Source organism: Neorhizobium sp. PAMB6716 (assembly GCF_058242805.1).
On the sequence record NZ_CM177835.1, the window covers coordinates 1,973,634 to 1,994,315 of the forward strand.

Sequence of the window (20,682 nt, forward strand, 5' to 3'; positions counted from 1 at the left end):
CGGCCAGAGCAAGGCGGAGCGGGAAAGGAGAATAATCCCCTTCCCCGGCAATCGTCGTTATCAGGCCGAAACGTTGGCCTTCTCGTCCTGGCGGTCGGCATAGATGTAGAGCGGACGGGCAGTCCCGCGCACCACTTCTTCCGAGATCACCACTTCGCGCACGCCTTCGAGCGTCGGCAGTTCGAACATGGTGTCGAGCAGGATCTTTTCCATGATCGAACGCAGGCCGCGCGCGCCGGTCTTGCGGGTGATCGCCTTCTTGGCGATTTCGCGCAGCGCGTCCTCGTGGAAGTTCAGTTCCACGTCTTCCATCTCGAACAGGCGCTGGTACTGCTTGACGAGCGCGTTCTTCGGCTCCGACAGGATCTGGATCAGTGCATCCTCATCGAGATCCTCGAGCGTTGCCAGAACCGGCAGACGACCGATGAATTCAGGAATGAGGCCGAACTTGACCAGATCTTCCGGCTCCAGTTCGCGCAGCACTTCGCCAACGCGACGATCATCCTCGGCCTTCACCGTGGCGCCAAAACCGATCGAGGTCTTTTCGCCGCGTGCCGAGATGATCTTGTCGAGGCCGGCAAAAGCGCCGCCGCAGATGAACAGAATGTTGGTCGTATCCACCTGCAGGAATTCCTGCTGCGGATGTTTGCGGCCACCCTGCGGAGGAACGGAGGCAACCGTGCCTTCCATGATCTTCAAAAGCGCCTGCTGCACGCCCTCGCCCGACACGTCACGGGTGATCGACGGGTTGTCGGACTTGCGCGAGATCTTGTCGACTTCGTCGATATAGACGATGCCGCGCTGCGCACGCTCGACATTGTAGTCGGCAGCCTGCAGAAGCTTCAGGATGATGTTTTCCACGTCCTCGCCGACATAACCGGCTTCGGTGAGCGTCGTCGCATCAGCCATGGTGAAGGGAACGTCGATGATGCGGGCCAGCGTCTGGGCAAGATAGGTCTTGCCGCAGCCGGTGGGGCCGACGAGCATGATGTTCGACTTCGCCAGTTCCACGTCGCCGTTCTTGGAGGCGTGTGCGAGGCGCTTGTAATGGTTGTGGACGGCAACCGACAGGATCTTCTTGGCCTGTCGCTGACCGATCACATATTCATCGAGAACCTTGATGATATCCTGCGGCGTGGGAACGCCGTCACGGGACTTCACCATGGAGGTCTTGTTCTCTTCGCGGATGATGTCCATGCACAATTCGACGCATTCATCGCAGATGAACACCGTCGGTCCGGCAATCAGCTTGCGGACTTCGTGCTGGCTCTTGCCGCAGAACGAACAATACAACGTATTCTTGGAGTCGCCGCCGTTGCTGCCGCTGACTTTGCTCATATCACTTCCCTTCCAGCACACCGCTCGCCCGTCATCGGGGCGCGGACACTTCTTTCGCCGGCTGGCAGGCTTCCGCCGGAAGACCTGCCTGCTTCGCTCTTGAGGGTACTCTGCCGGTTGGGAACCAGAATGTCCCCGGCCCGGCGGCAACGAACCCCTTCCAGACCGATGCTATGTCATAAGAGTTCAACACAGCATTAATATCAACTCTTAGCGCTTTCCTCGCGAGATAAAACCCCTGTTTTCGGTCACAACGGGGTGAAGCTTCGCGCGGCATGCCCGCCTCAGGCGGCGGGAGCGCCTTCCAGTTCAAGCCTGGAGGTCAGGATCTTGTCGACCACGCCCCAGTTCAGAGCTTCCTCACTGTCCATGAAGTGGTCACGATCGAGGGTTTTTTCAATCTCCTCATACGTGCGGCCGGTATGCTTCACGTAAACGTCGTTCAGACGTTTTTTCATCTTCAATATGTCACGAGCGTGGCGTTCGATATCCGAGGCCTGGCCCTGGAAACCGCCCGACGGCTGGTGAACCATGATGCGCGAGTTCGGCATGGCAAAACGCATGCCCTTTTCGCCGGCTGCCAGGAGCAGCGAGCCCATGGACGCAGCCTGGCCGATGCACAGCGTCGACACGGCCGGACGGATGAACTGCATGGTGTCGTAGATCGACATGCCGGCCGTCACAACGCCGCCCGGCGAATTGATGTAAAGCGCGATTTCCTTCTTCGGGTTTTCCGATTCGAGAAACAGAAGCTGCGCGCAGACCAGCGAAGCCATGTGATCTTCCACAGGCCCCGTCAGGAAAATGATCCGCTCCTTCAGGAGGCGCGAATAGATGTCATAGGAGCGCTCGCCGCGATTGGTCTGCTCCACGACCATCGGCACCAGAGCCATGGCGGTATCAACGGGATTTCTCATGTTGTTCCTTTGTTTCATCGGGCGCCCGACGGCGTTGCCGCGCCAGGAATCGTCTACACTTGCTCAACTCCCTACATAGAGTGTGCAAGGGCCGCACTTCAAGACGCGCTAGCGGATATCCTTAATCCCTCCCCGACGAAGCTAACAATTCGAAAATGCCCCGACCCGACCTTTTTTGATACAAGGGCTTCTTAATTGATAGCCGATTATGTTACCCAAGGAGAAGTTCGCGCAGGGGTTTTACTTGGATATCAAAACGGCAATGCTACTCTGGGCAGTGGAATCCCTCACGCTTTCAGTATTGCTGATTGCGATGTGGCTCCATGACCGTGCGCAGAAAGTGGTTCTCGCCTGGGCTCTTGGGTTTGCGGCGCATGGTATTGGCATCGCACTTGTCGGCGCCCGTGGACTGGTGCCGGACATACTGTCGATCATGGTGGGAAACCAGCTGATGCTGCTCGGCATTATCTGCTGGTGCGCCGGCATGCGTCTTTATGATGGTAAAAAACTGCACGCCTTGCTTCTGGCGCCTGTCATCATCTGGCTTTCTGCCATGCAATGGCCTCTGTTCAACGCACAATTCTGGACGCGCGTGCTGGTTTTCCAGATGTGTGGTGCTCTATGCTATATCATGCTCGCATACCTGATGCTGCGGGGCGCACCACAGCCGCGCGGCCCGCGCCGCGTTTTTGCCGGCGTCTGCGCGCTCCAAGCGACGACCATGTCCCTGACCGCGCTGTCCAGCCCCATCGTGCGCCCGCAGAATTTCAGCGAGTTGCCGAACCTGACGCTCTATACGGTGATCGGCATATTTTGTCTTGTTTCGGGAATCCTCCTCGGGGCGCGGCTCTTGATGGTGCGCGGCGAGGAAAGGTTGCGGCAGCTTGTCATCTCCGATCCGCTGACGGGCGTCCTCAACCGGCGCGGCTTTCTGGAACAGTTCGAGACCATGCGCAGCCACCCTCCGGCGGGCAAGCTGATGCTGGCGCTCGCCGTCTTCGATCTCGACCATTTCAAAGACATCAACGACCGCTTCGGCCATACCTGTGGTGATGCGGTTCTGGTGACCTTCTGCCGGGCAGCCCAGCAGTGCATCGGCACCCGCGGCACATTCGGGCGTATCGGTGGCGAGGAGTTTGCCGGTCTTCTGCACGTGGCAAGCGCCGAGGAGGCCGTGCAGATCACCGAATCGGTGCGGCTTGCGCTGATGCGCCAGGCCATCGAGACAGGCGGCATCGAGCCTGTGGTCACGGCAACGGTCAGCGCCGGCATCATGCTCGCACCTGTGATGTCGGCCGGCATAGACCATATGCTGTCGGTGGCGGATCGGGCGCTTTATGCCGCAAAAAGTGCCGGCCGCAATGCCACGGTACTGGACGACGGGATGACCATCACGGTGATCGGGGCAACGGAAACGCGCCAGGTGCAGGACACGTTTGTCGATACCGGCCAGACCGTGACGCCCTTCCCGCCCCAGACGCTGTCAGCCTGACGCATAGGCGGCGATTTTTTCCAAAAGGCCCAATTCCGGTTTCCGGGATTTTGCAGTAGACCGCGTGGCATGACCGAGATTTCCCCTTCCCCCGCGCCCTTCGCCCCGGATGTCCTGAAGCTTGATGCAGCCGCGCGCCGGGTCCGCCTTGACGGGCGAAACCCCGCCTTCTTTTCGCAGCCGAACGCCGTTTACGCAGCACTTCATGCAAACTGTCCGACCTTCTACTGGGAAGACCAGCGGCAGTGGTTTTTTACCGGCTACGACCACGTCAATGCGTTGTTGCGCGACCGTCGTTTTGGTCGGCAGATCCTGCATATCGCCAGCCGCGAGGAACTGGGCCTGCCGGAGCCTTCCGCCCACACGCAAAATTTCGATCTGGCCGAGCGCCATTCGCTGCTGGAGATCGAGCCGCCGGAACATACGCGGCTGCGCACGCTGGTTAACCGCGCCTTCGTCTCGCGCCATGTGGACAAGATGAGTGGCGAGATCGAGGCGCTGGCCAACCGGCTGATCGACGGTTTTGAGGCGGATGACGAAACGGAACTGCTGTCGCGTTTTGCCGACATCATTCCCGTCACCATGATTGCCCGCATGATCGGCATTCCCGAAGAGATGGGGCCGCAGCTTCTGAAGTGGAGCCATGACTATGTCGGCATGTACATGTTCAAGCGTTCCCGCGCCGACGAGGAGGCCGCCGACCGCTCGGCAAAGGAATTTGCCGATTACGTCAAGACGGTGATCGCCGAGCGGCGCCAAAACCCGCGCGACGACCTGTTGAGCCACATGATCCACACCGAACACAAGGGCCAGTATCTAAGCGACGACGAGCTGGTCTCGACCACTATCGTGCTCTTGAACGCCGGCCATGAGGCAACCGTTCACCAGATCGGCAATTCCGTGCGGGTGATTCTGGAGAGCGGGCTCGATCCGGCCGTGATGTTTGCCGATGCCAAGGCGACCGAGCGCACTGTGGAGGAAACGCTGCGCATCTGCGCGCCCGTCCACATCTTTCAGCGCTGGGCTCTGGAGGATGTCGAGGTGGATGGCGTCAGCCTGAAACGCGGCGACAAGGTGAGCCTCATCCTTGCCGCGGCCAATCTCGACCCGAATAAATTTTCCGATCCGCTCACCTTCAAGCCGGATCGCAACGAGGGCGCCAACCTCTCCTTCGGCGCCGGCATCCATTTTTGCATCGGCGCGCCGCTGGCAAGGCTCGAACTGAATATCGCACTGCCGCTGCTGTTCCGCCGCCTTCCCGGGCTTCGCATCGCGCGACCGCCGGTGGTGAAGGACGTCTATCATTTCCACGGGCTGGAACGGCTGGATCTGGCCTGGGGCTAAAGCCGGATGACGTAATCCTTGCGAGTCGTTTCAAGGACTTCCCAGCTTCCCGTGAAGCCGGGCCTGAGGATCATGCGGTCACCGGCTTTCAGGTTATGTTGCGTGCCGTCCTCTTCCGTCACGATGGAATAACCTTCGAGAATGGAAAAATATTCCCATTCGTCATAGGCGATACGCCACTTGCCGGGGGTTGCTTCCCAGACGCCCGCATAGATGCCGCCCTCGGCCTCCTCGACACTCCAGGTGCGAAATTTCGGGGTGCCGGAGATGACCCGGTCGGGTGCGGGGGCGCCGTCTTCCGGTTCGATGGCCGAAAGATCGAAAGCAAGCGCGTGGAACATCGCAGTCTCCTCATGTCGGCCGGGCAAATCACGGCGCTTGTCGGTGGGCTGGCAAGTGATGGGCCGGGCGTCTCAAAACGCCCCTGCCCGCCCTTGTGCCTCAGCGGAGGCTTTGCAGCCAAGATTATTTTTCACCGGGATACTGGTTGTCTTTCAAGAGTGCGGCGAGATGCACCGTGTTGCGCGCCAGCATGTCGACCGCCGTCACCACGACCTCCGGCACCTCCTCCAGATCGACGAAATTGGTGCTGCCCATCGCTTCCCCGACCCAATAGGCAACTGCGTTGGCGGGAATGGTAAAGCCGACATCGCTCAGCGCCTGGTAAAGCTCCGCAGACACGTGATGCGCGCCGTCTTCATTACCGACCACGGCAACCGCTGCCACGCGCCCGTAGCACACCATACGGCCGGCATCATCGGTTTCCGACAGGAAGGCATCCATCCGCTCCAGCGCACGCTTCACCACGCTGGACGGCTGCCCCATCCAGATCGGCGAACCAAGCACAAGGATATCGGCATTCAGTACCGTGCGGCGGATCGCGGGCCAATCATCGCCGGCTCCCTCGTCGGATGAAACGCCCGGCAGGATATTGTGGTCGGCAAGACGGATCGTTTCGGTCTGAACGCCCTCTTTAGCCATCGCCTCGGCAATCAGGCCCAGCATGCGATCGGTGGAAGACGGGTCGCCGCCGCTGCGTTTCAGGGTGGCATTGAGGGCAACAGCCTTCAATGCCGTTTTCGTGTCCGTCTGCGGGGCCATGAACATCTCCTCGTATCGCGCGCCTTGAGGCGTCGGTTGGGCAAAGGGTGGAGACTGCCCAACCCGATACGAGGTGCCGTTGTTCCGCAAGACCCGCGCCGGCGGATCAGACCTTGGCCAGCGACTGCTCGAGATCGGCGATGATATCGGCGATATCCTCGATGCCGACGGAGAGGCGCACGACATCCGGGCCGGCACCGGCCGCCACCTGCTGATCGGCCGTCAACTGACGGTGCGTGGTGGAGGCCGGGTGGATGACCAGCGAGCGGGTGTCGCCGATATTGGCAAGATGCGAAAAGAGCTTCAGCCCCTCGACAAAATTCTTGCCCGCCTCATAACCGCCCTTCACGCCGAAGGTGAACACGGCACCGGCGCCTTTGGGTGAATAGCGGGTCTGAAGCGCATGGTTCGGATCGTCGGCCAAACCGGCGTAATTGACCCAGGACACCTTGTCATGGCCCTTCAGCCATTCCGCAACGGCGGCCGCATTGTCGCAGTGGCGCTGCATGCGAAGCGGCAGGGTTTCGATGCCGGTCAAAATCATGAAGGCGTTGAATGGCGAGATCGCCGGACCCAGATCGCGAAGGCCGAGCACGCGGGCGGCAATGGCAAAGGCGAAATTGCCAAAGGTCTGGTGCAGCACGAGGCCGGCATATTCCGGCCGCGGTTCCGACAGCATGGGATAACGCCCCGACGCCGACCAGTCGAACGTGCCGCCATCAACGAGAATGCCACCCATGGAATTGCCGTGACCGCCTAAAAACTTGGTCAGCGAATGGATGACGATATCGGCACCGTGTTCGAGCGGGCGCAGCAGATAGGGGCTTGCCATCGTGTTGTCGACGATGAGCGGCAGGCCATGGGCCTGCGCCACCTCGGCAATGGCTGCGATATCGACAAAGGTGCCGCCGGGATTGGCCAGGCTTTCGATGAAGATGGCTTGCGTGTTCTCATCCACATGCGCGGCAAAACCTGCCGGATCTGCCGGATCGGCCCAGCGCACCTCCCAGCCAAAATTCTTGAAGGCATGGCCGAACTGGTTGATCGAGCCGCCGTAAAGCCGCTTGGCCGCGACGAAATTGGCGCCCGGTTTCATGATCGTGTGGAAGACCAGCATCTGCGCCGCGTGGCCAGACGCGACGGCAAGGGCTGCCGTTCCGCCTTCGAGCGCTGCCACCTTCTCTTCCAGCACCGCCTGCGTCGGGTTCATGATGCGGGTGTAGATATTGCCGAATTCCTTCAGGCCAAACAGGGCGGCGGCATGATCGGCATCGTTGAAGACAAAGGACGACGTCTGGTAGATGGGCGTTGCGCGGGCACCGGTTGCCGGATCGGGCTTGGCGCCCGCATGGATGGCGAGTGTGGAAAAGCCCGGATGTTTCGTGGTCATGTCTGTCCTCCCGAAAATTCTTGATGCCTGCTCCATTGGTCAAAGGCCGGCAGGTCAGGCTGGACTATAACCCGCACCCTGCGGTGGCAACAGCCTCTGGAACAGCCAAGTCGCGCCTTGGCAAAGAAGGATTTTGCGGCAAGCGGGCATCGGTTGCAAAAAACAGCTCCGACTTTCGCCGTCCCGTCCCGAAAGCTTGATCCGGATCAATGCGGCGATGCCAATCCGTTTTCATCCTGTTTTCCAGCTGAAGGGAGAACGGCCATGAAAGCCTTGACGACGGCCTCGACACAGACATCTGCGGGATTTGCCGCCCGCCTTGCCCATCTTTACGGCAATATCCGCAACTGCTTTTCGAGCGATGACGAATTTCAAAAGCTCGACCGCGATCTTCAGCGGCAAACGGCACTGGATCTTGGCATGGCACCGGAGCGGCTCGCCGCCATCAGCCGCAAGGGCGAACACGGCGCGGACGAGATGGAGGCGCTGATGCATGCGCTGCACATCGACCCGGTGGAAGTGCGCCTGCTGCAACCGGCCGCCTACCGCGACATGCAGGCCAGTTGCGCGCTCTGCGCATCGAAAGAGACCTGCCGGCACGATCTTGGCGAGGGCAAGGCCGCCACGCACTTTGCCGGTTATTGCAACAATGCCGTCCCCATGAACGGCCTGCGCGCCGAGCCGGACCTGCTGGAAGACTGAAAAACCTTCGGCTCTCAGAGATGGCTGCGCAGCCGCGGATATTCCATCGCCGGGCACCGGTTCATCACAACCCTGATGCCGGCAGCCTCCGCCTTTGCCGCGGCCGCATCGTCGCGCACGCCAAGCTGCATCCAGAGAACCTTCGGCAGTTTGTCCAATGCCAGCACCTCGTCGACGAGAGCCCCGACATGGGCCGAGGCCCTGAAGACATCGACCATGTCGATCGGTTCGGCAATGTCGGAGAGATGCGCAATCACGGTCTGGCCGAGGATGACCTTGCCCGCCTGCCCCGGATTGACGGGAATGACGTGATAACCCTTCGCCAGCAGAAAAGCAGAGACACCGTGGCTGGGCCGCGAGGGATTGATGGACGCGCCGACCACGGCCACCGTCTTCACGGTCTTCAGGATGTCGGCCAGATAACCGTCGTCATACTGCTCATGGTTCATCGTATTTCCTCCCGGCGCAACACTTGGCCGTCAACGGAGTGTGCGCTAGTTACGTTCCCGGAGCTTTAAAAGGGAACAGACAATGCGAAAGATTCTTGCCCCTGCGACCCTTGCCTTGCTGGGTGTCAGCCTCCTCACCGGGACACAGGCGCAGGCGATTTCGCGCTACAATTCCACGGGCATGTCCTGTGCCGCCGTGCAGGATGCTATTTCCCGCGAGGGGGCCGCCATCCTGCGTTATCCCGGCCGCACCGGCGTTACCCTCTATGACCGTTACGTTGCCTCCGGCCGCCTTTGCGCATCCGGCGAATTTGCCAAGGCCTCCAGCGTGCCGACGAAGGATTTGCGCAATTGCCCGGTGCGCCACTGCGAGCGCCGCCCGGACCCGGAGGATTGCCATAACTTCCTCGAGCCCGGCTGTTTCGGCCTCGATTGAAGCGTTTTCGGCACGGGAAAGACCGTCCAGGGTGGCGATATTTTGTGGTATCACGAAACCACACTCTTAAGCCATTGAATTACATGAAGAATATTTCAGACCCTGCCAATAGCCCTTCTTGACGCTTGCCGGCGCCATCCGTATAAGCCGCGCCAGGAAGCGGATCCTATCGGGATGCGCAGCCTTGGGCGTGAAAACGCCTTTTCCAAACAAGCAACAAGAAACGCCTGGGGCTGGGGCTTGCTCCGCCCGGGATTATCGAGAAGAGAGCAACATATGTCTACCTTCGTTCAGAAGCCCGCTGAGGTGGAGAAGAAGTGGGTGCTGATCGACGCCGAAGGTCTCGTCGTCGGACGCCTCGCTACCATCATTGCTACCCGCCTGCGCGGCAAGCACAAGGCCACCTACACCCCCCACGTTGACGACGGCGACAATGTCATCGTCATCAATGCCGACAAGGTGGTTTTCACCGGCAACAAGTACAACGACAAGAAGTACTACTGGCACACCGGTTACCCGGGTGGCATCAAGGAGCGCACCGCGCGCGCCATCATCGAAGGTCGTTTTCCGGAACGCGTCGTTGAAAAGGCTGTCGAGCGCATGATCCCGCGCGGCCCGCTCGGTCGTCGCCAGATGAAGAACCTGCGCGTTTACGCCGGCTCGAACCATCCCCATGAAGCACAGCAGCCCGTCTCGCTTGACGTCGCCTCGCTGAACAGCAAGAACGTAAGGAGCGCCTGATCATGGCCGATCTCTCCTCCCTGAAGGATCTCGCTTCGGCGACCGAATCCCAGGCTCCGGTTCACGTCCGCAAGGTCGATGCACAGGGCCGCTCCTACGCAACCGGCAAGCGTAAGAACGCCGTTGCCCGCGTATGGGTCAAGCCGGGCTCCGGCAAGATCATCGTCAACGGCAAGGAATTTGCGGAATATTTCGCACGTCCGGTTCTGCAGATGATCCTGCAGCAGCCGCTCGTTGCCGCTGCCCGCACCGGCCAGTTCGACATCATCGCAACGGTTGCCGGTGGCGGTCTTTCCGGCCAGGCCGGTGCCGTTCGTCACGGTGTTTCCAAGGCCCTCACCTACTTCGAGCCGGGCCTGCGCCCTGTTCTGAAGAAGGGTGGCTTCCTGACCCGCGACAGCCGCGTTGTCGAACGTAAGAAGTACGGCAAGGCAAAAGCCCGTCGTTCGTTCCAGTTCTCCAAGCGTTAATCCGCTCGGATCTCTTGCAGATATGGAAAAGGCGGAGTTTCGGCTCCGCCTTTTTTTATTGCCTGAATTTTTCGTCCCCTTCAGCCCAGAAACTCGACCGTACCGGTGTCGAGGTCGTAACGGCCGTAGACGACCTTCACCTTGCCCTCGTGTACGAACTCGGCAACGATCGGGCTTTCGGTAGCAATCTTCTGCGCGGTGCGGCGGGCGCTTTCCTTGACGACATTATCGACAAAGTCACCCGGCTTGCCGAGAAGGTCGCGGGCGGCAGGAACCATCGCTTCGACCATAGGGCCGATGGAGCCGGGTAGTTTCGTACCCTTTTCCGCCACTTCGCAGGCCGCCGAAATGGCGCCGCAGCGTTCATGGCCGAGCACCAGGATCAGCGGCGAGCCGAGATGTTCGACGCCGTATTCGATCGAGCCCATCACCGCCGTATCGGCGGTATTGCCGGCATTGCGGCAGACGAAAAGTTCACCCAGATTGACGCCGCCGAACAGAAGTTCCGGCGACAACCGGCTGTCGGCGCAGGTCAGCACCGTCGCCCAGGGTTTTTGGCCCTTGGCGACCGTCGTGCGCGTGGCACCGATATCGGCCGCGCACAGTTGCGGGGCGGAGACGAACTTGGCGTTGCCGGCCTTCAGCCGCGCCAGTGCTTCGTCCGGCGACAAGCCCTTTGCCGCCTCGGTCGCGACAGCCGGCCGGCCAAGACCACCGAATAGCGCAAGCCCCAGGCCCGCCGCCCCTGCAACCGTCATCATGCGACGACGGCTCATCGTCATACAGTCAAGACACATGGAATTTCCCCCGGATTACATCAGCAGACCCCAAAATCTCTCCGCCAACACATCGAGTTTATTCCGACTACAGCCCATGTAAATCTGTTTTTTCTAATAGATAGTTTCCGCTTCCTTTCTTGTGTCACGGCGCTTCATTCGAATTTCTGAAAGTAGAGTGAGTGTAATTTTATTTTACAACACCGTTTCTATATTTCAGACGGCGCAGGTTTTTCGCAAGTTTCTGATGCAGAATCATGTTCAACGGACAGTGCGGCGCCCTGGACCAGGATAAAGCCCGGATGCTGCCTCTCAAATAGGCTGGCAATTGCCGAAGCCCCTCTTTCGGGATGCGGATGGCGCGGCTACAACCGGTTTGCCTGCGCTTGCAGCAGGCCATCGTGACGCGCCCCTGAAGGATACCGTTATGGCCAGCAAAACCATCGACCACGCCTTTTCCGCCACCGGCAACCGGGGGGCTGCGACCGACCCGACCTATGCCGGCGCCTTGTCTTTCATGCGCCGGCGTTTTTCCAAGGATTTGACCGATGTCGATGCGGTGGTGCTGGGCATTCCCTTCGATGCGGCCACCTCCAACCGGCCCGGCGCCCGCTTCGGGCCACAGGCGATCAGGCGTGCCTCCGCCATCTTCGACAATGACCCGCAGTACCCGTTTGCGCGTGATCTGTTTCAGGACATGGCGGTGATCGATTACGGCGATGTTCTCCTCGACTATGGCAATCACCAGACGACGCCCGGCCGCATTCAGCAGGAGGCGGAGCACATCCTTGCCTCGGGTGCCTACCTGCTTGGGCTCGGTGGCGATCATTTTGTCACCTGGCCGCTCCTGAAGGCGCATGCGGCAAAACACGGGCCGCTGGCGCTGGTGCATTTCGACGCCCACCAGGACACCTGGGAGGATGACGGACAGCGCATCGACCACGGCTCGTTTGTGGCACGCGCCGTGCGCGAAGGTGTGATCGATGCCAGCCGCTCGATCCAGATCGGCATCCGCACAGAGGCGCCGGAGGATTTTGGCATCCGCATTCTCAAGGGCGATACGGTGGAGGACATGAGCACGACCGAGATCGCAAAAACGATCCTCGACCATGTCGGCACTGCCCCCTGTTATCTCACCTTCGATATCGATTGCCTCGACCCCGCCTTTGCGCCGGGCACCGGCACGCCGGTTGCAGGCGGCCCGTCTTCGGCAAAGATCCTCTCGGTGCTGCGCAAGCTCGGTCCCCTTGATATCAGGGGCTCCGACGTGGTGGAGGTGGCGCCGGCCTATGATCATGCCGATATCACCGCCATTGCCGGTGCGACGGTCGCCATGTATATGCTGGGGCTGCGAGCCGAACGATTGGCGGGCGGCTGTTAACAAACTGAATCAAGAGCCAGGTAAACTGAATCCGGTTCTTCTTCCAACGCACTGATTTCACGGGTAGATACAATGAGCGCGAAAATCTTCATCGATGGCGAACACGGCACCACGGGGCTGCAGATCCGCACCCGCATGGCCGACCGCCGCGATGTGACGCTGCTCTCGATCCCCGAGGCCGAGCGGCGCAATGCGGCGCTCCGCGAAGAGCTGCTGAACAGCGCCGACATCGCCATTCTGTGCCTGCCCGACGAGGCCTCGAAAGAGGCCGTGTCGATGCTCTCCGGCAACAACAATGTGCGCATCATCGATACCTCGACGGCCTATCGTGTTGCCGAGGACTGGGCCTATGGCTTTGCCGAGATGGATGCAGCGCAGGGCGACAAGATCCGCTCGGCACGCTCAGTTGCCAATCCCGGCTGTTATCCGACCGGCGCCATCGCCCTCATCCGGCCGCTGCGCGAGGCTGGCATCCTGCCTAACGGCTATCCGGTCTCGGTCAATGCGGTCTCCGGTTATACCGGCGGCGGCAAACAGTTGATCGCGCAGATGGAAGACCAGAACCATCCCGAGCATCTGGCTGCGAACAATTTTCTCTACGGCCTGCCGTTGAAGCACAAGCACGTGCCGGAGATGACCGTGCATGGCAAGCTCGATCGCGCACCGTTGTTTGCCCCTTCCGTTGGCCGGTTTGCCCAAGGCATGATCGTGCAGGTGCCGCTGTTCCTCGACCATCTGGCTGAGGGCACGACGCTGGAGACGATCCATGCCGCCCTCGTTTCGCATTATGCCGGGCAATCTGTGGTGAGCGTGGTGCCGCTTGAGGACAGCGCAAAACTGCCGCGCGTCGATGCGGAAGAACTGGTGGGCCGCGACACGATGAAACTTTACGTGTTCGGCACGCCCGGTGGCGCGCATGTGAACCTCGTGGCCGTGCTCGACAATCTCGGCAAGGGCGCGTCGGGCGCTGCCGTGCAGAACATGGACCTGATGCTCTCGGCCTGAGCATTCACGCAAGGAGGAGGATGCCGCATGCTGGATCATATCGGTCTTTCGGTGGCAGACCTTGCCCGCTCCCGCACCTTCTATGACGCGGTCATGCCGACGCTCGGTGCCGCCTGCCAGATGGCGGTGACGGCCTCGGAGACCGGCGGTTATGAGGGTTTTGGTTATGGCATGGCGGGCAAGCCGTCTCTCTGGATCGGCAATGGCGGCCGCACCAAGGGCAGCCTGCATATTGCCCTCGTTGCGCCTGATAGGGCGGCTGTCGACGCCTTTCATCAGGCGGCCCTTTCGGCCGGTGGAATCTGCAACGGTGCTCCGGGGCTGCGCCCGCATTATCATCCGAACTATTATGCCGCCTTCGTGCTTGATCCCGACGGCCACAATGTCGAGGCCGTCTGCCACCGGCCGCCGGACGGCGCGTAAGCATGGACGACAGGCCCCAGTCAGATGATCCGCTGCTGCGACCTGACCTGCTGGCCGGCTGGAAGCTCGGTGCGCCGCGCCTTCTCGCCGATACGCATTCCAGCCGCCTCTACCGCGTGGCGCGCGCAGATGGCAGCGACGCCATCCTCAAGCTTCTGAAGCCGGAGGGCCTTCGCGAACGTGCCGGCTTTGCCTATCTCGCCTGGCGCGACGGCCAGGGTGCCGTGCGACTGCTGGAGCAGGCGGACGATGCCTGCCTTCTCGAAGATGCCGGCGCGATCAGCCTCGCCGACCTGCACAGGATGGAGGGCGATGCGGCAGCAACGCCGATCCTGTGCCAGTTGTTGCCGCTCCTGCACGCGCCGTCTGACCGGACACCGCCCCCGCACCTGATAACGCTGGAGCGGCACTTCCGCTGCCTGTTCGAACTGGCGGAACGGGACGGCCCGCACCGGGAGATGGCCATCTGGGCGGCAGCGGAGGCGCGCGACCTGCTTGGCCGCCAGACGCGGCAGATCCCCCTGCACGGCGATCTGCACCACGACAATGTCATGAAGGACGCACACGGCACCTGGCGCGTCATAGACCCACAGGGCCTGATCGGCGATCCCGCCTATGAGGTGGCCAATGTCTTCGGCAATCCCGGTGGCGCTCACCTGTTCGAACCGGCCCGCGTGGTGCGATTGGCGAAGGCCTTCGCCCTGGTTCTGGGCTGCAGCCCGCTCACGGTGCTGCGTTATGCCGGCGCGCATGCCATGCTCTCGACCGCCTGGTCGCTGCGCCCGCCGGAAAGCGCGGATGCGGCCGAAAACATCCGTGAGCGCACGGCCGTCGCCAGCTTCATTCGTTCACTAATTGCACAACAATCTGTTTAATATTCGACGGATAGTGTGAACAATCGACTGTTGTTATGATGGCTCAACAATCAGAGAGCACGTTCATGCCGCAGACACGGTTTCCCGTCTATTTCATCCCCCATGGCGGCGGCCCCTGGCCCTTTATGGAGTTCCCAAGGGATAGCGAGGGCAAGGGCCCCTGGGACGCGCTGGGCGCTTTCCTGCGCGGGCTCGATGCCGAGATCGGCCGGCGTCCTAGGGCGGTTCTCGTCATCTCCGGCCATTGGGAAAAGGAACCGGTGCCGACGCTCAGCACCGCGCCAAAACCGCCGATGCTGTTTGACTATTACAATTTCCCACCGCACACCTACGAACTGTCCTACCCGGCCGAAAACTCGCTGGCGCTTGCCGCACGCACCCGTGCGGTTCTGTCGGAGGCTGGCATTGCCTCTGCGGAAGATGACACACGCGGCTTCGACCACGGTGTCTTCGTTCCCTTCATGCTGATCTATCCGGATGCGGATGTGCCGATCACCATGATGTCGCTGAAAAATACGCTGGACGTCGAAAGCCATGTGGCGATCGGCAAGGCGCTGGAACCGCTGCGCGATGAGGACGTGCTGATCATCGCGTCCGGCATGACCTATCACAATATGCCAAAGTTTCGGAAGGCCGATGCCGAGCATGTGGCCGAGGCGGTGCGTTTCGACGACTGGCTGGCCGATGTGATTTCCGATGCCGATCCAGAGGCGCGGGCCGAGCGTCTAGCAACCTGGGAGGACAATCCCGATGGACGGGCCTGCCATGTACCCGATCATGACCATCTGGTGCCGCTGTTTGTGGCAGCAGGAGCTGCCGGCAACGACCGGGGCGCCCGCATTTTCACCGCGACATATCTCGGCAAGCCTTATTCCGGCTACCGCTTCGGCTAGGATTTATCCGCGTGCGGACACGGCTTCGTCACGCGGAAACTCGCCATAAAAGCCGCGCCAGTGGCTGATGGCATAGGCGAGCACGATGAGGCCGCCGGCCTGGTGCAGAAGCCCCGCCTCGATCGGCACATGCGTCAAGAGCGTGACGATGCCGATCACCGCCTGGCCGCAGACGAGGCCGAACAGCATCATGGCGCCCTTGGCATGCGTGCTGCCGGGCGTCTTGTTGACCGAAACGATCATGTGGATGAAGGTCAGCGTCAGCAGAAGATAAGCGCCGCAGCGGTGGACGAACTGCACGGTCTTCGGGTTTTCAAACAGGTTGATCCACCACGGGTTATGGGTGAAGAGATCGCCCGGCACCAGCGCGCCATCCATCAGCGGCCAGGTATTGTAGGAAAAGCCGGCATCGAGACCCGCCACCAGCGCGCCGAGATAGATCTGGAACAGCACGAGGAAGGCAAGGCCGGCAGCTGCCAGATGCGAGCGGGACGTCGGCGGCACATCGACCTTCTGCGGTGTGAGACCGCGCATGATGAAGGTAGAGGCGGCAAAGATCAGGCAGGCGATGGTGAGATGGGTCGCCAGCCGGTACTGCGAGACGTCAACCCGCTGCGTGAGGCCGGATGACACCATCCACCAGCCGATAAAACCCTGGAAACCGCCGAGCGCCAGAAGCCCGACCAGCGGCCAGCGCAGGCGACGCTCGACGCGGCCGGTCAGCCAGAAATAAGCAAGCGGCAGAGCAAAAACGAGGCCGATGGCGCGCGCCAGCAGCCGGTGCGCCCATTCCCACCAGAAGATCGTCTTGAACTCGTCCAGCGACATGCCGCGATTGATCTCCTGGTATTGCGGGATCTTGCGGTAGAGAGCGAGTTCCTCTTCCCATTCGGCAACCGAGAGCGGCGGGATGACGCCGTGGATCGGCTTCCATTCGGTGATCGACAGGCCCGAATCGGTGAGACGCGTGGCCCCGCCGACCAGCACGAGACAGAAGAGCGTGAAAAGAACGACCTGCAGCCAGCGCCGCAGCAGGGTGCGATTTTCCGCCACGCGTGCATGGGCGCCGCCAAGGCTCGTCTGATCCAAGATCACCATTTGCTCTCCTGACATTTATCAACAATGTCTGCTTTGCGTTGATTTGCCCGAGGCGCCCGTGCAAAACAAGCCCTCAGGGTTTGCGGCATGCCGTCGCGGCCTTGCAGACTGTTGCGATTTCGGGAGGATAACGATGCCCCTGCGGCTCAAGAAGTTCATCGGCACGATCCTCATCATCATCCTGGTGCTGACCTATGCGCTGCTGGCCACCACGATTGCCTCGCTGACGCTCGCTACCTCGCCCTGGTGGGTGCATCTGCTCTATTTCCTCCTGAGCGGGCTCTTGTGGATCCTGCCGGCCATGCTGATCATCAAATGGATGGCCGGCCCGCGCCCGCGAACCTAAACACACTGCATCAGCGACACCTTATATTAACCACACGTAACGGATGGGCGCGTCAAACCAGTGTGATTAACTGTCTTGTTTCGACCACGCCGCTAGGCTGTCCCGGATGTTTGAGGACAGCAGGCTGGAAGGGTGTCGACGAATGCAGGTACAGGACATTGTGCGAGACGCGCGCGCGCAAACCGGAGATCGCTCCCTCGAACGGTCAGACAAGCCGGCGGCACCGGCCCTTGCGATGGACAGGATGGAGCTTTTCGTTGTCCCCGACATGGCCGCACTAGAGCCGGTGTGGCGGCAATTGCAGGCACTGCCTCGCAATTCCCTGCATCAGGGCTATGACTGGTGCAAGGCCTGGGTGGACAGCCACAAGCCGGACCTTGCAGTTGTCGAGGGCCGGATCGATGGCCGTACCGTGATGATCCTGCCGCTCGAGATCGAGCACCGCGCCAGCATCCGCACCGCCTATCCGCCGGCGCGTGGCCATAATAACCTGAACAGCGGCCTGTTTTCACACGATTTTGCGCTGACGGCGGAAGGACAATCGCTGTTTTGCCAGAAGCTGGCGGCCTGCCTGAAGAACCGCGTCGATCTGGTGGTGATCGATACGGTGCCGCTGGTCTGGCGCGGTCTCAGCCACCCCTTTGCCGGCCTCACCGCCGTCGCCCATCAGAATCACTCCTTCCAGCTGCCGATCCTCGATACGTTCGAGAAGACGATTGGGCAGCTGAACGCCAAACGCCGGCGCAAGAAATTCCGTGTCCAGGTGCGGCGCATGGAAGAGGCCGGCGGTTACGAACACTACATCCCGCAGACGCGTGAAGAGCGTCATGCGCTGCTGGAGACCTTTTTTGCCCAGAAGCGGGCGCGATTTAAGGCGCATGGCCTGCCCGATGCGTTTGGGCGAAAGGGAGTGCGAGATTTCTTCCATGCTCTGCTCGATGTGCCCCCGTACGGACATGACCAGCCGCTTTTCCTGCATGCGATCCGCCTCTCGGGCGAGCCGGGAAAACCGGTGGTCGGCATTTCCGGCATGTCGCGCAAGGGCGATCACCTGATCTGCCAGTTCGGCTCCATCGATAGCGTGCGCGTGCCGGAGGCAAGTCCAGGCGAGCTTCTTTACTGGCTGATGATCGAACAGGCAGGGGTTGAGGGCATCAAGCTGTTTGATTTCGGCGTCGGTGACCAGGGTTATAAACGCAGCTGGTGCCCGATGGAGACACCGCTGTTCGATATCCTCATTCCGCTGACGCCGAAGGGACGGATTGCCACCCATGTCTATGCGGGTCTCGTGCGCCTGAAGACGCGCCTCAAGCACCAGCCAAAACTTTACCGGCTGGTGCAGCGCCTGCGCGCCGGCCGGAACCGGCTATCCGCTGAGGAATAATGTTGGCCGGTCAGGCCGCTGTCTGGCGGCCCCGCGGTGGCAGATAACCGGAGAGGTCGGCCGTCATGATAAGCGCATCGGGATAACCGGCTTTCTCATATTGCACCTTCGCCTGCTCAATCCTTTCAGCTGAAGCGCCACCCATAGAAAGAACGATCTGCGCCTGATGGGCGCGCATCAGGCGGTCGAGATTGTCGGTCTCGGTCGCCCCGCATTCCACCAGCACGATCTCATAGGCGCCGGCGAGCGCATCGATGATCATGCCGAGCCGGTCGGCAGCGCGCATGGCGTCTGTCGGATCAGCCTGGCCTTTGGGAACGATATGGGCGCTGGACAGCCGGTCCGGGTGAATGGTTTCGCCGAACGCCGCTGAACCGCAGAGAAGGTCGGTAATGCCGGCCTGTTGCAGCGTCTGCGCCATCAGGCGTGTCGGACAGGCGGTGGCCGAGAGATCGAGCAGCACGACGGACCGGCGCTGCCCGGCAAGCTCACGCGCCAGGATGACGGTGGCCGTCGAACCGTCGTCCCCTTCAGGCGAAACGATGATCGCCACCGCATCTCCGCGCCGCATCAGATATTCCCGCACGGGGGCGAGCCCCGGCAGCGGCCCTTGCGGGTTCAAGAGTTCCGTACGCCGCTCGGCCGCTGCAACGGCACCGGCGTCGGGCAGAGCGGCAGGCTGCGATACCGGCTGCGGCTCGACAGATACGCGCTCGTCTGCGGGGCGAAGGCCACGCCCGGAAAACAGCGCCACGACGATCAAGCCGACGGCCTGCAGGATGAGACTTGCCAGCACCAGAACGATGGTGATCGGGATGACCTTCGGGAAATACGGTTCGGCCGGTTCGATGGCCGTGGAAACGATACGCGCATCGGCCGGCATGGCATTGCCCTCGACGCGTGACGCCGCCTCGCGGTAGCGCGCCAGATAGGTTTCCAGCAACTGGCGTTCGGCGGCTGCCTCCCGTTGGAGCACGCGAAGCCCCACTTCCTCCTCCCCGGCGCGGGCCGAATCGGCCTTCAATCCGCCCAGCTGCTGCATCAGCTGCTGTTCACGCAGGCGCGCCACCGATGCCTCGCTTTCAATGCTTGCAAGGATCTTGCGGCTTTCGGTCTCGATCTGCCGGCGGATGCCGGACAGCTGCGCCCGAAGCGCCTTCAGGCGCGGATGGCCTTCCAGAAGCGTGATGGAGGCCTGCGAAATCTCGCCCTCCACCAGCGACTGGTTTTCCTTCAGCCTCTGGATCATTGCCGAGCCGACAATGTCACCCATCGTATCGTAACCGCTGCCCTTTTCCAGAGCGGCGCGCACATTCTGCGCCCGTGCCTCGGCATTCGCCCTCTCGCCGCGCACGCGGGCAAGCTCGCTCGACATGCCGCTCAGCTGCTGGGCCGAAAAGCTGGTATTGTCGCCCGACTGGAAAAGCCCGGCGGAACTGCGGTAATCGGCCACCTTGCGTTCGGCCTCAGCCACCCTTGTGCGCAGCGCAGCAATTTCCGGCTCCAGCCAGCCCGCCGCCTCAGACAGCGTGTCGCGTTTGGATTTGCTCTGCATGGAAAGGTAGACATCCGCCATGCGATTGGGGATCTCGGCCGACAGCTTCGGATCTGCCGAGCTGAATTCTACCGCGATGACGCGTGAGCCCTCCAGCGGATAGACCTGCAGCTTTTCGCGAAATGCCTTGAGGACCCGGTCTTCCGCCGGCAGGTCCAGCGGGTTCTGCTTGAGGCCGAGCAGCACCAGAAAATCCGGCAGCAAGGCAGAGGCTTCCGGATCAAACTCCTTACGCGCTGACAGATTGAGGTCGCGTGCGATCTGGCGGATGAGATCGGCCGATTGCAGCAGTTGCACCTGGCTTGCGATGTTGAACTGGTCGAGCACCGGCTCATTGGCGCCCTGCGCCGGCTCGCCGGTGCCGCTGCCGCGCGCCTCGATGAGGACACGCGTTTCGGCCTTATAAGCGGGCGTCATCAGGCTTGCGCCGGCAAAGGCAAACACGGCCACCAGCGCCGTGGTGGTGAGAATACGCCGCCGCCGCTCCCACACAGCACCGAACAATTGCCCGATGTCGATATCCGCATCCTGATTGGCGCCCATGCCGGACATCGCCCACTCCTCTT

22 protein-coding genes are annotated in these 20,682 nt (G+C 61.4%); 13 read left to right on the forward strand and 9 right to left on the reverse strand.

The annotated features are described in order from the left end of the window. Window positions 1-60: 60 nt before the first annotated feature. Window positions 61-1,338 carry an ATP-dependent Clp protease ATP-binding subunit ClpX gene (gene clpX / locus AC4CWH_RS09645; protein ID WP_491281821.1) on the reverse strand — a complete coding sequence of 426 codons (1,278 nt, stop codon included), beginning with the start codon at window positions 1,336-1,338 and terminating at the stop codon, window positions 61-63. A gap of 284 nt (window positions 1,339-1,622) precedes the next feature. Further along, a complete protein-coding gene (gene clpP, locus AC4CWH_RS09650) occupies window positions 1,623-2,255 on the reverse strand; it encodes an ATP-dependent Clp endopeptidase proteolytic subunit ClpP (RefSeq protein ID WP_491281822.1) in 633 nt (210 codons plus the stop codon). A gap of 262 nt (window positions 2,256-2,517) precedes the next feature. Between clpP and AC4CWH_RS09655 the strand changes: the two genes are divergently transcribed. Together AC4CWH_RS09655 and AC4CWH_RS09660 are read left to right on the forward strand one after the other, a co-directional pair. Next, window positions 2,518-3,747, forward strand: coding sequence for a sensor domain-containing diguanylate cyclase (locus AC4CWH_RS09655; protein ID WP_491318562.1), 1,230 nt, complete (start codon window positions 2,518-2,520; stop codon window positions 3,745-3,747). A 69-nt stretch (window positions 3,748-3,816) separates the two neighbouring features. Further along, entirely contained in the window at window positions 3,817-5,091 is a 1,275-nt protein-coding gene (locus tag AC4CWH_RS09660; protein ID WP_491318563.1) for a cytochrome P450, read from the forward strand. Here the strand turns inward: AC4CWH_RS09660 and AC4CWH_RS09665 are convergent. The 3 genes from AC4CWH_RS09665 to AC4CWH_RS09675 all read right to left on the reverse strand — a co-directional run bounded on the left by AC4CWH_RS09665 (window position 5,088) and on the right by AC4CWH_RS09675 (window position 7,582). Then, entirely contained in the window at window positions 5,088-5,432 is a 345-nt protein-coding gene (locus AC4CWH_RS09665; protein WP_491318564.1) for a cupin domain-containing protein, read from the reverse strand. The two genes, AC4CWH_RS09660 and AC4CWH_RS09665, sit on opposite strands and share 4 nt — an antisense overlap. 124 nt (window positions 5,433-5,556) lie before the next feature. Beyond that, the gene (locus AC4CWH_RS09670; RefSeq protein WP_491318565.1) at window positions 5,557-6,192 is read right to left on the reverse strand and encodes a flavodoxin family protein; all 636 of its coding nucleotides are present in this window, start codon (window positions 6,190-6,192) and stop codon (window positions 5,557-5,559) included. Window positions 6,193-6,298: 106 nt separating this feature from the next. Beyond that, window positions 6,299-7,582, reverse strand: coding sequence for an O-acetylhomoserine aminocarboxypropyltransferase (locus AC4CWH_RS09675; protein WP_491318566.1), 1,284 nt, complete (start codon window positions 7,580-7,582; stop codon window positions 6,299-6,301). Between the two features lie 264 nt (window positions 7,583-7,846). Here AC4CWH_RS09675 and AC4CWH_RS09680 point away from each other — a divergent pair, with 264 nt between their 5' ends. Continuing rightward, on the forward strand, window positions 7,847-8,284 hold the full coding sequence (locus AC4CWH_RS09680; protein ID WP_491318567.1) for a hypothetical protein: 438 nt from the start codon (window positions 7,847-7,849) through the stop codon (window positions 8,282-8,284). Between the two features lie 14 nt (window positions 8,285-8,298). Here AC4CWH_RS09680 and AC4CWH_RS09685 read toward each other — a convergent pair whose 3' ends face one another. Continuing rightward, the gene (locus AC4CWH_RS09685; protein WP_491318568.1) at window positions 8,299-8,733 is read right to left on the reverse strand and encodes a CoA-binding protein; all 435 of its coding nucleotides are present in this window, start codon (window positions 8,731-8,733) and stop codon (window positions 8,299-8,301) included. A gap of 82 nt (window positions 8,734-8,815) precedes the next feature. On the opposite strand from AC4CWH_RS09685, the gene AC4CWH_RS09690 reads away from it, so the two are divergent. The 3 genes from AC4CWH_RS09690 (at window position 8,816) to rpsI (ending at window position 10,380) form a co-directional block, all read left to right on the forward strand. Beyond that, complete coding sequence (locus AC4CWH_RS09690) at window positions 8,816-9,169, forward strand: hypothetical protein (RefSeq protein ID WP_491281830.1); 354 nt, start codon at window positions 8,816-8,818, stop codon at window positions 9,167-9,169. 276 nt (window positions 9,170-9,445) lie between these two features. Further along, window positions 9,446-9,910, forward strand: a complete 465-nt coding sequence (rplM, locus tag AC4CWH_RS09695) for a 50S ribosomal protein L13 (protein ID WP_491281831.1) — start codon at window positions 9,446-9,448, stop codon at window positions 9,908-9,910. A 2-nt stretch (window positions 9,911-9,912) separates the two neighbouring features. After that, entirely contained in the window at window positions 9,913-10,380 is a 468-nt protein-coding gene (rpsI, locus tag AC4CWH_RS09700; RefSeq protein WP_491281832.1) for a 30S ribosomal protein S9, read from the forward strand. Window positions 10,381-10,460: 80 nt separating this feature from the next. Here the strand turns inward: rpsI and AC4CWH_RS09705 are convergent, their stop codons facing one another. Beyond that, window positions 10,461-11,177, reverse strand: a complete 717-nt coding sequence (locus AC4CWH_RS09705) for a carbonic anhydrase (RefSeq protein WP_491318569.1) — start codon at window positions 11,175-11,177, stop codon at window positions 10,461-10,463. Window positions 11,178-11,583: 406 nt separating this feature from the next. Here AC4CWH_RS09705 and speB point away from each other — a divergent pair, with 406 nt between their 5' ends. The 5 genes from speB (at window position 11,584) to AC4CWH_RS09730 (ending at window position 15,733) form a co-directional block, all read left to right on the forward strand. Further along, the gene (speB, locus tag AC4CWH_RS09710) at window positions 11,584-12,537 is read left to right on the forward strand and encodes an agmatinase (protein ID WP_491318570.1); all 954 of its coding nucleotides are present in this window, start codon (window positions 11,584-11,586) and stop codon (window positions 12,535-12,537) included. A gap of 72 nt (window positions 12,538-12,609) precedes the next feature. After that, complete coding sequence (gene argC, locus AC4CWH_RS09715; RefSeq protein WP_491318571.1) at window positions 12,610-13,542, forward strand: N-acetyl-gamma-glutamyl-phosphate reductase; 933 nt, start codon at window positions 12,610-12,612, stop codon at window positions 13,540-13,542. Between the two features lie 27 nt (window positions 13,543-13,569). Next, complete coding sequence (locus AC4CWH_RS09720) at window positions 13,570-13,965, forward strand: VOC family protein (protein ID WP_491318572.1); 396 nt, start codon at window positions 13,570-13,572, stop codon at window positions 13,963-13,965. Window positions 13,966-13,967: 2 nt separating this feature from the next. Further along, window positions 13,968-14,840: an aminoglycoside phosphotransferase family protein gene (locus tag AC4CWH_RS09725; protein ID WP_491318573.1), complete on the forward strand. Its 873-nt coding sequence runs from the start codon at window positions 13,968-13,970 to the stop codon at window positions 14,838-14,840. A gap of 65 nt (window positions 14,841-14,905) precedes the next feature. Next, complete coding sequence (locus AC4CWH_RS09730) at window positions 14,906-15,733, forward strand: DODA-type extradiol aromatic ring-opening family dioxygenase (protein ID WP_491318574.1); 828 nt, start codon at window positions 14,906-14,908, stop codon at window positions 15,731-15,733. Window positions 15,734-15,736: 3 nt separating this feature from the next. Here the strand turns inward: AC4CWH_RS09730 and AC4CWH_RS09735 are convergent, their stop codons facing one another. After that, on the reverse strand, window positions 15,737-16,831 hold the full coding sequence (locus AC4CWH_RS09735) for a COX15/CtaA family protein (RefSeq protein ID WP_491318575.1): 1,095 nt from the start codon (window positions 16,829-16,831) through the stop codon (window positions 15,737-15,739). A 133-nt stretch (window positions 16,832-16,964) separates the two neighbouring features. On the opposite strand from AC4CWH_RS09735, the gene AC4CWH_RS09740 reads away from it, so the two are divergent. Both AC4CWH_RS09740 and AC4CWH_RS09745 read left to right on the forward strand, forming a co-directional pair. Further along, entirely contained in the window at window positions 16,965-17,177 is a 213-nt protein-coding gene (locus AC4CWH_RS09740) for a DUF2842 domain-containing protein (RefSeq protein ID WP_491318576.1), read from the forward strand. Between the two features lie 142 nt (window positions 17,178-17,319). Then, complete coding sequence (locus AC4CWH_RS09745) at window positions 17,320-18,561, forward strand: GNAT family N-acetyltransferase (RefSeq protein WP_491318577.1); 1,242 nt, start codon at window positions 17,320-17,322, stop codon at window positions 18,559-18,561. 10 nt (window positions 18,562-18,571) lie between these two features. Here the strand turns inward: AC4CWH_RS09745 and AC4CWH_RS09750 are convergent, their stop codons facing one another. Further along, on the reverse strand, window positions 18,572-20,668 hold the full coding sequence (locus AC4CWH_RS09750; protein WP_491318578.1) for a GumC family protein: 2,097 nt from the start codon (window positions 20,666-20,668) through the stop codon (window positions 18,572-18,574). Between the last annotated feature and the right edge of the window lie 14 nt (window positions 20,669-20,682).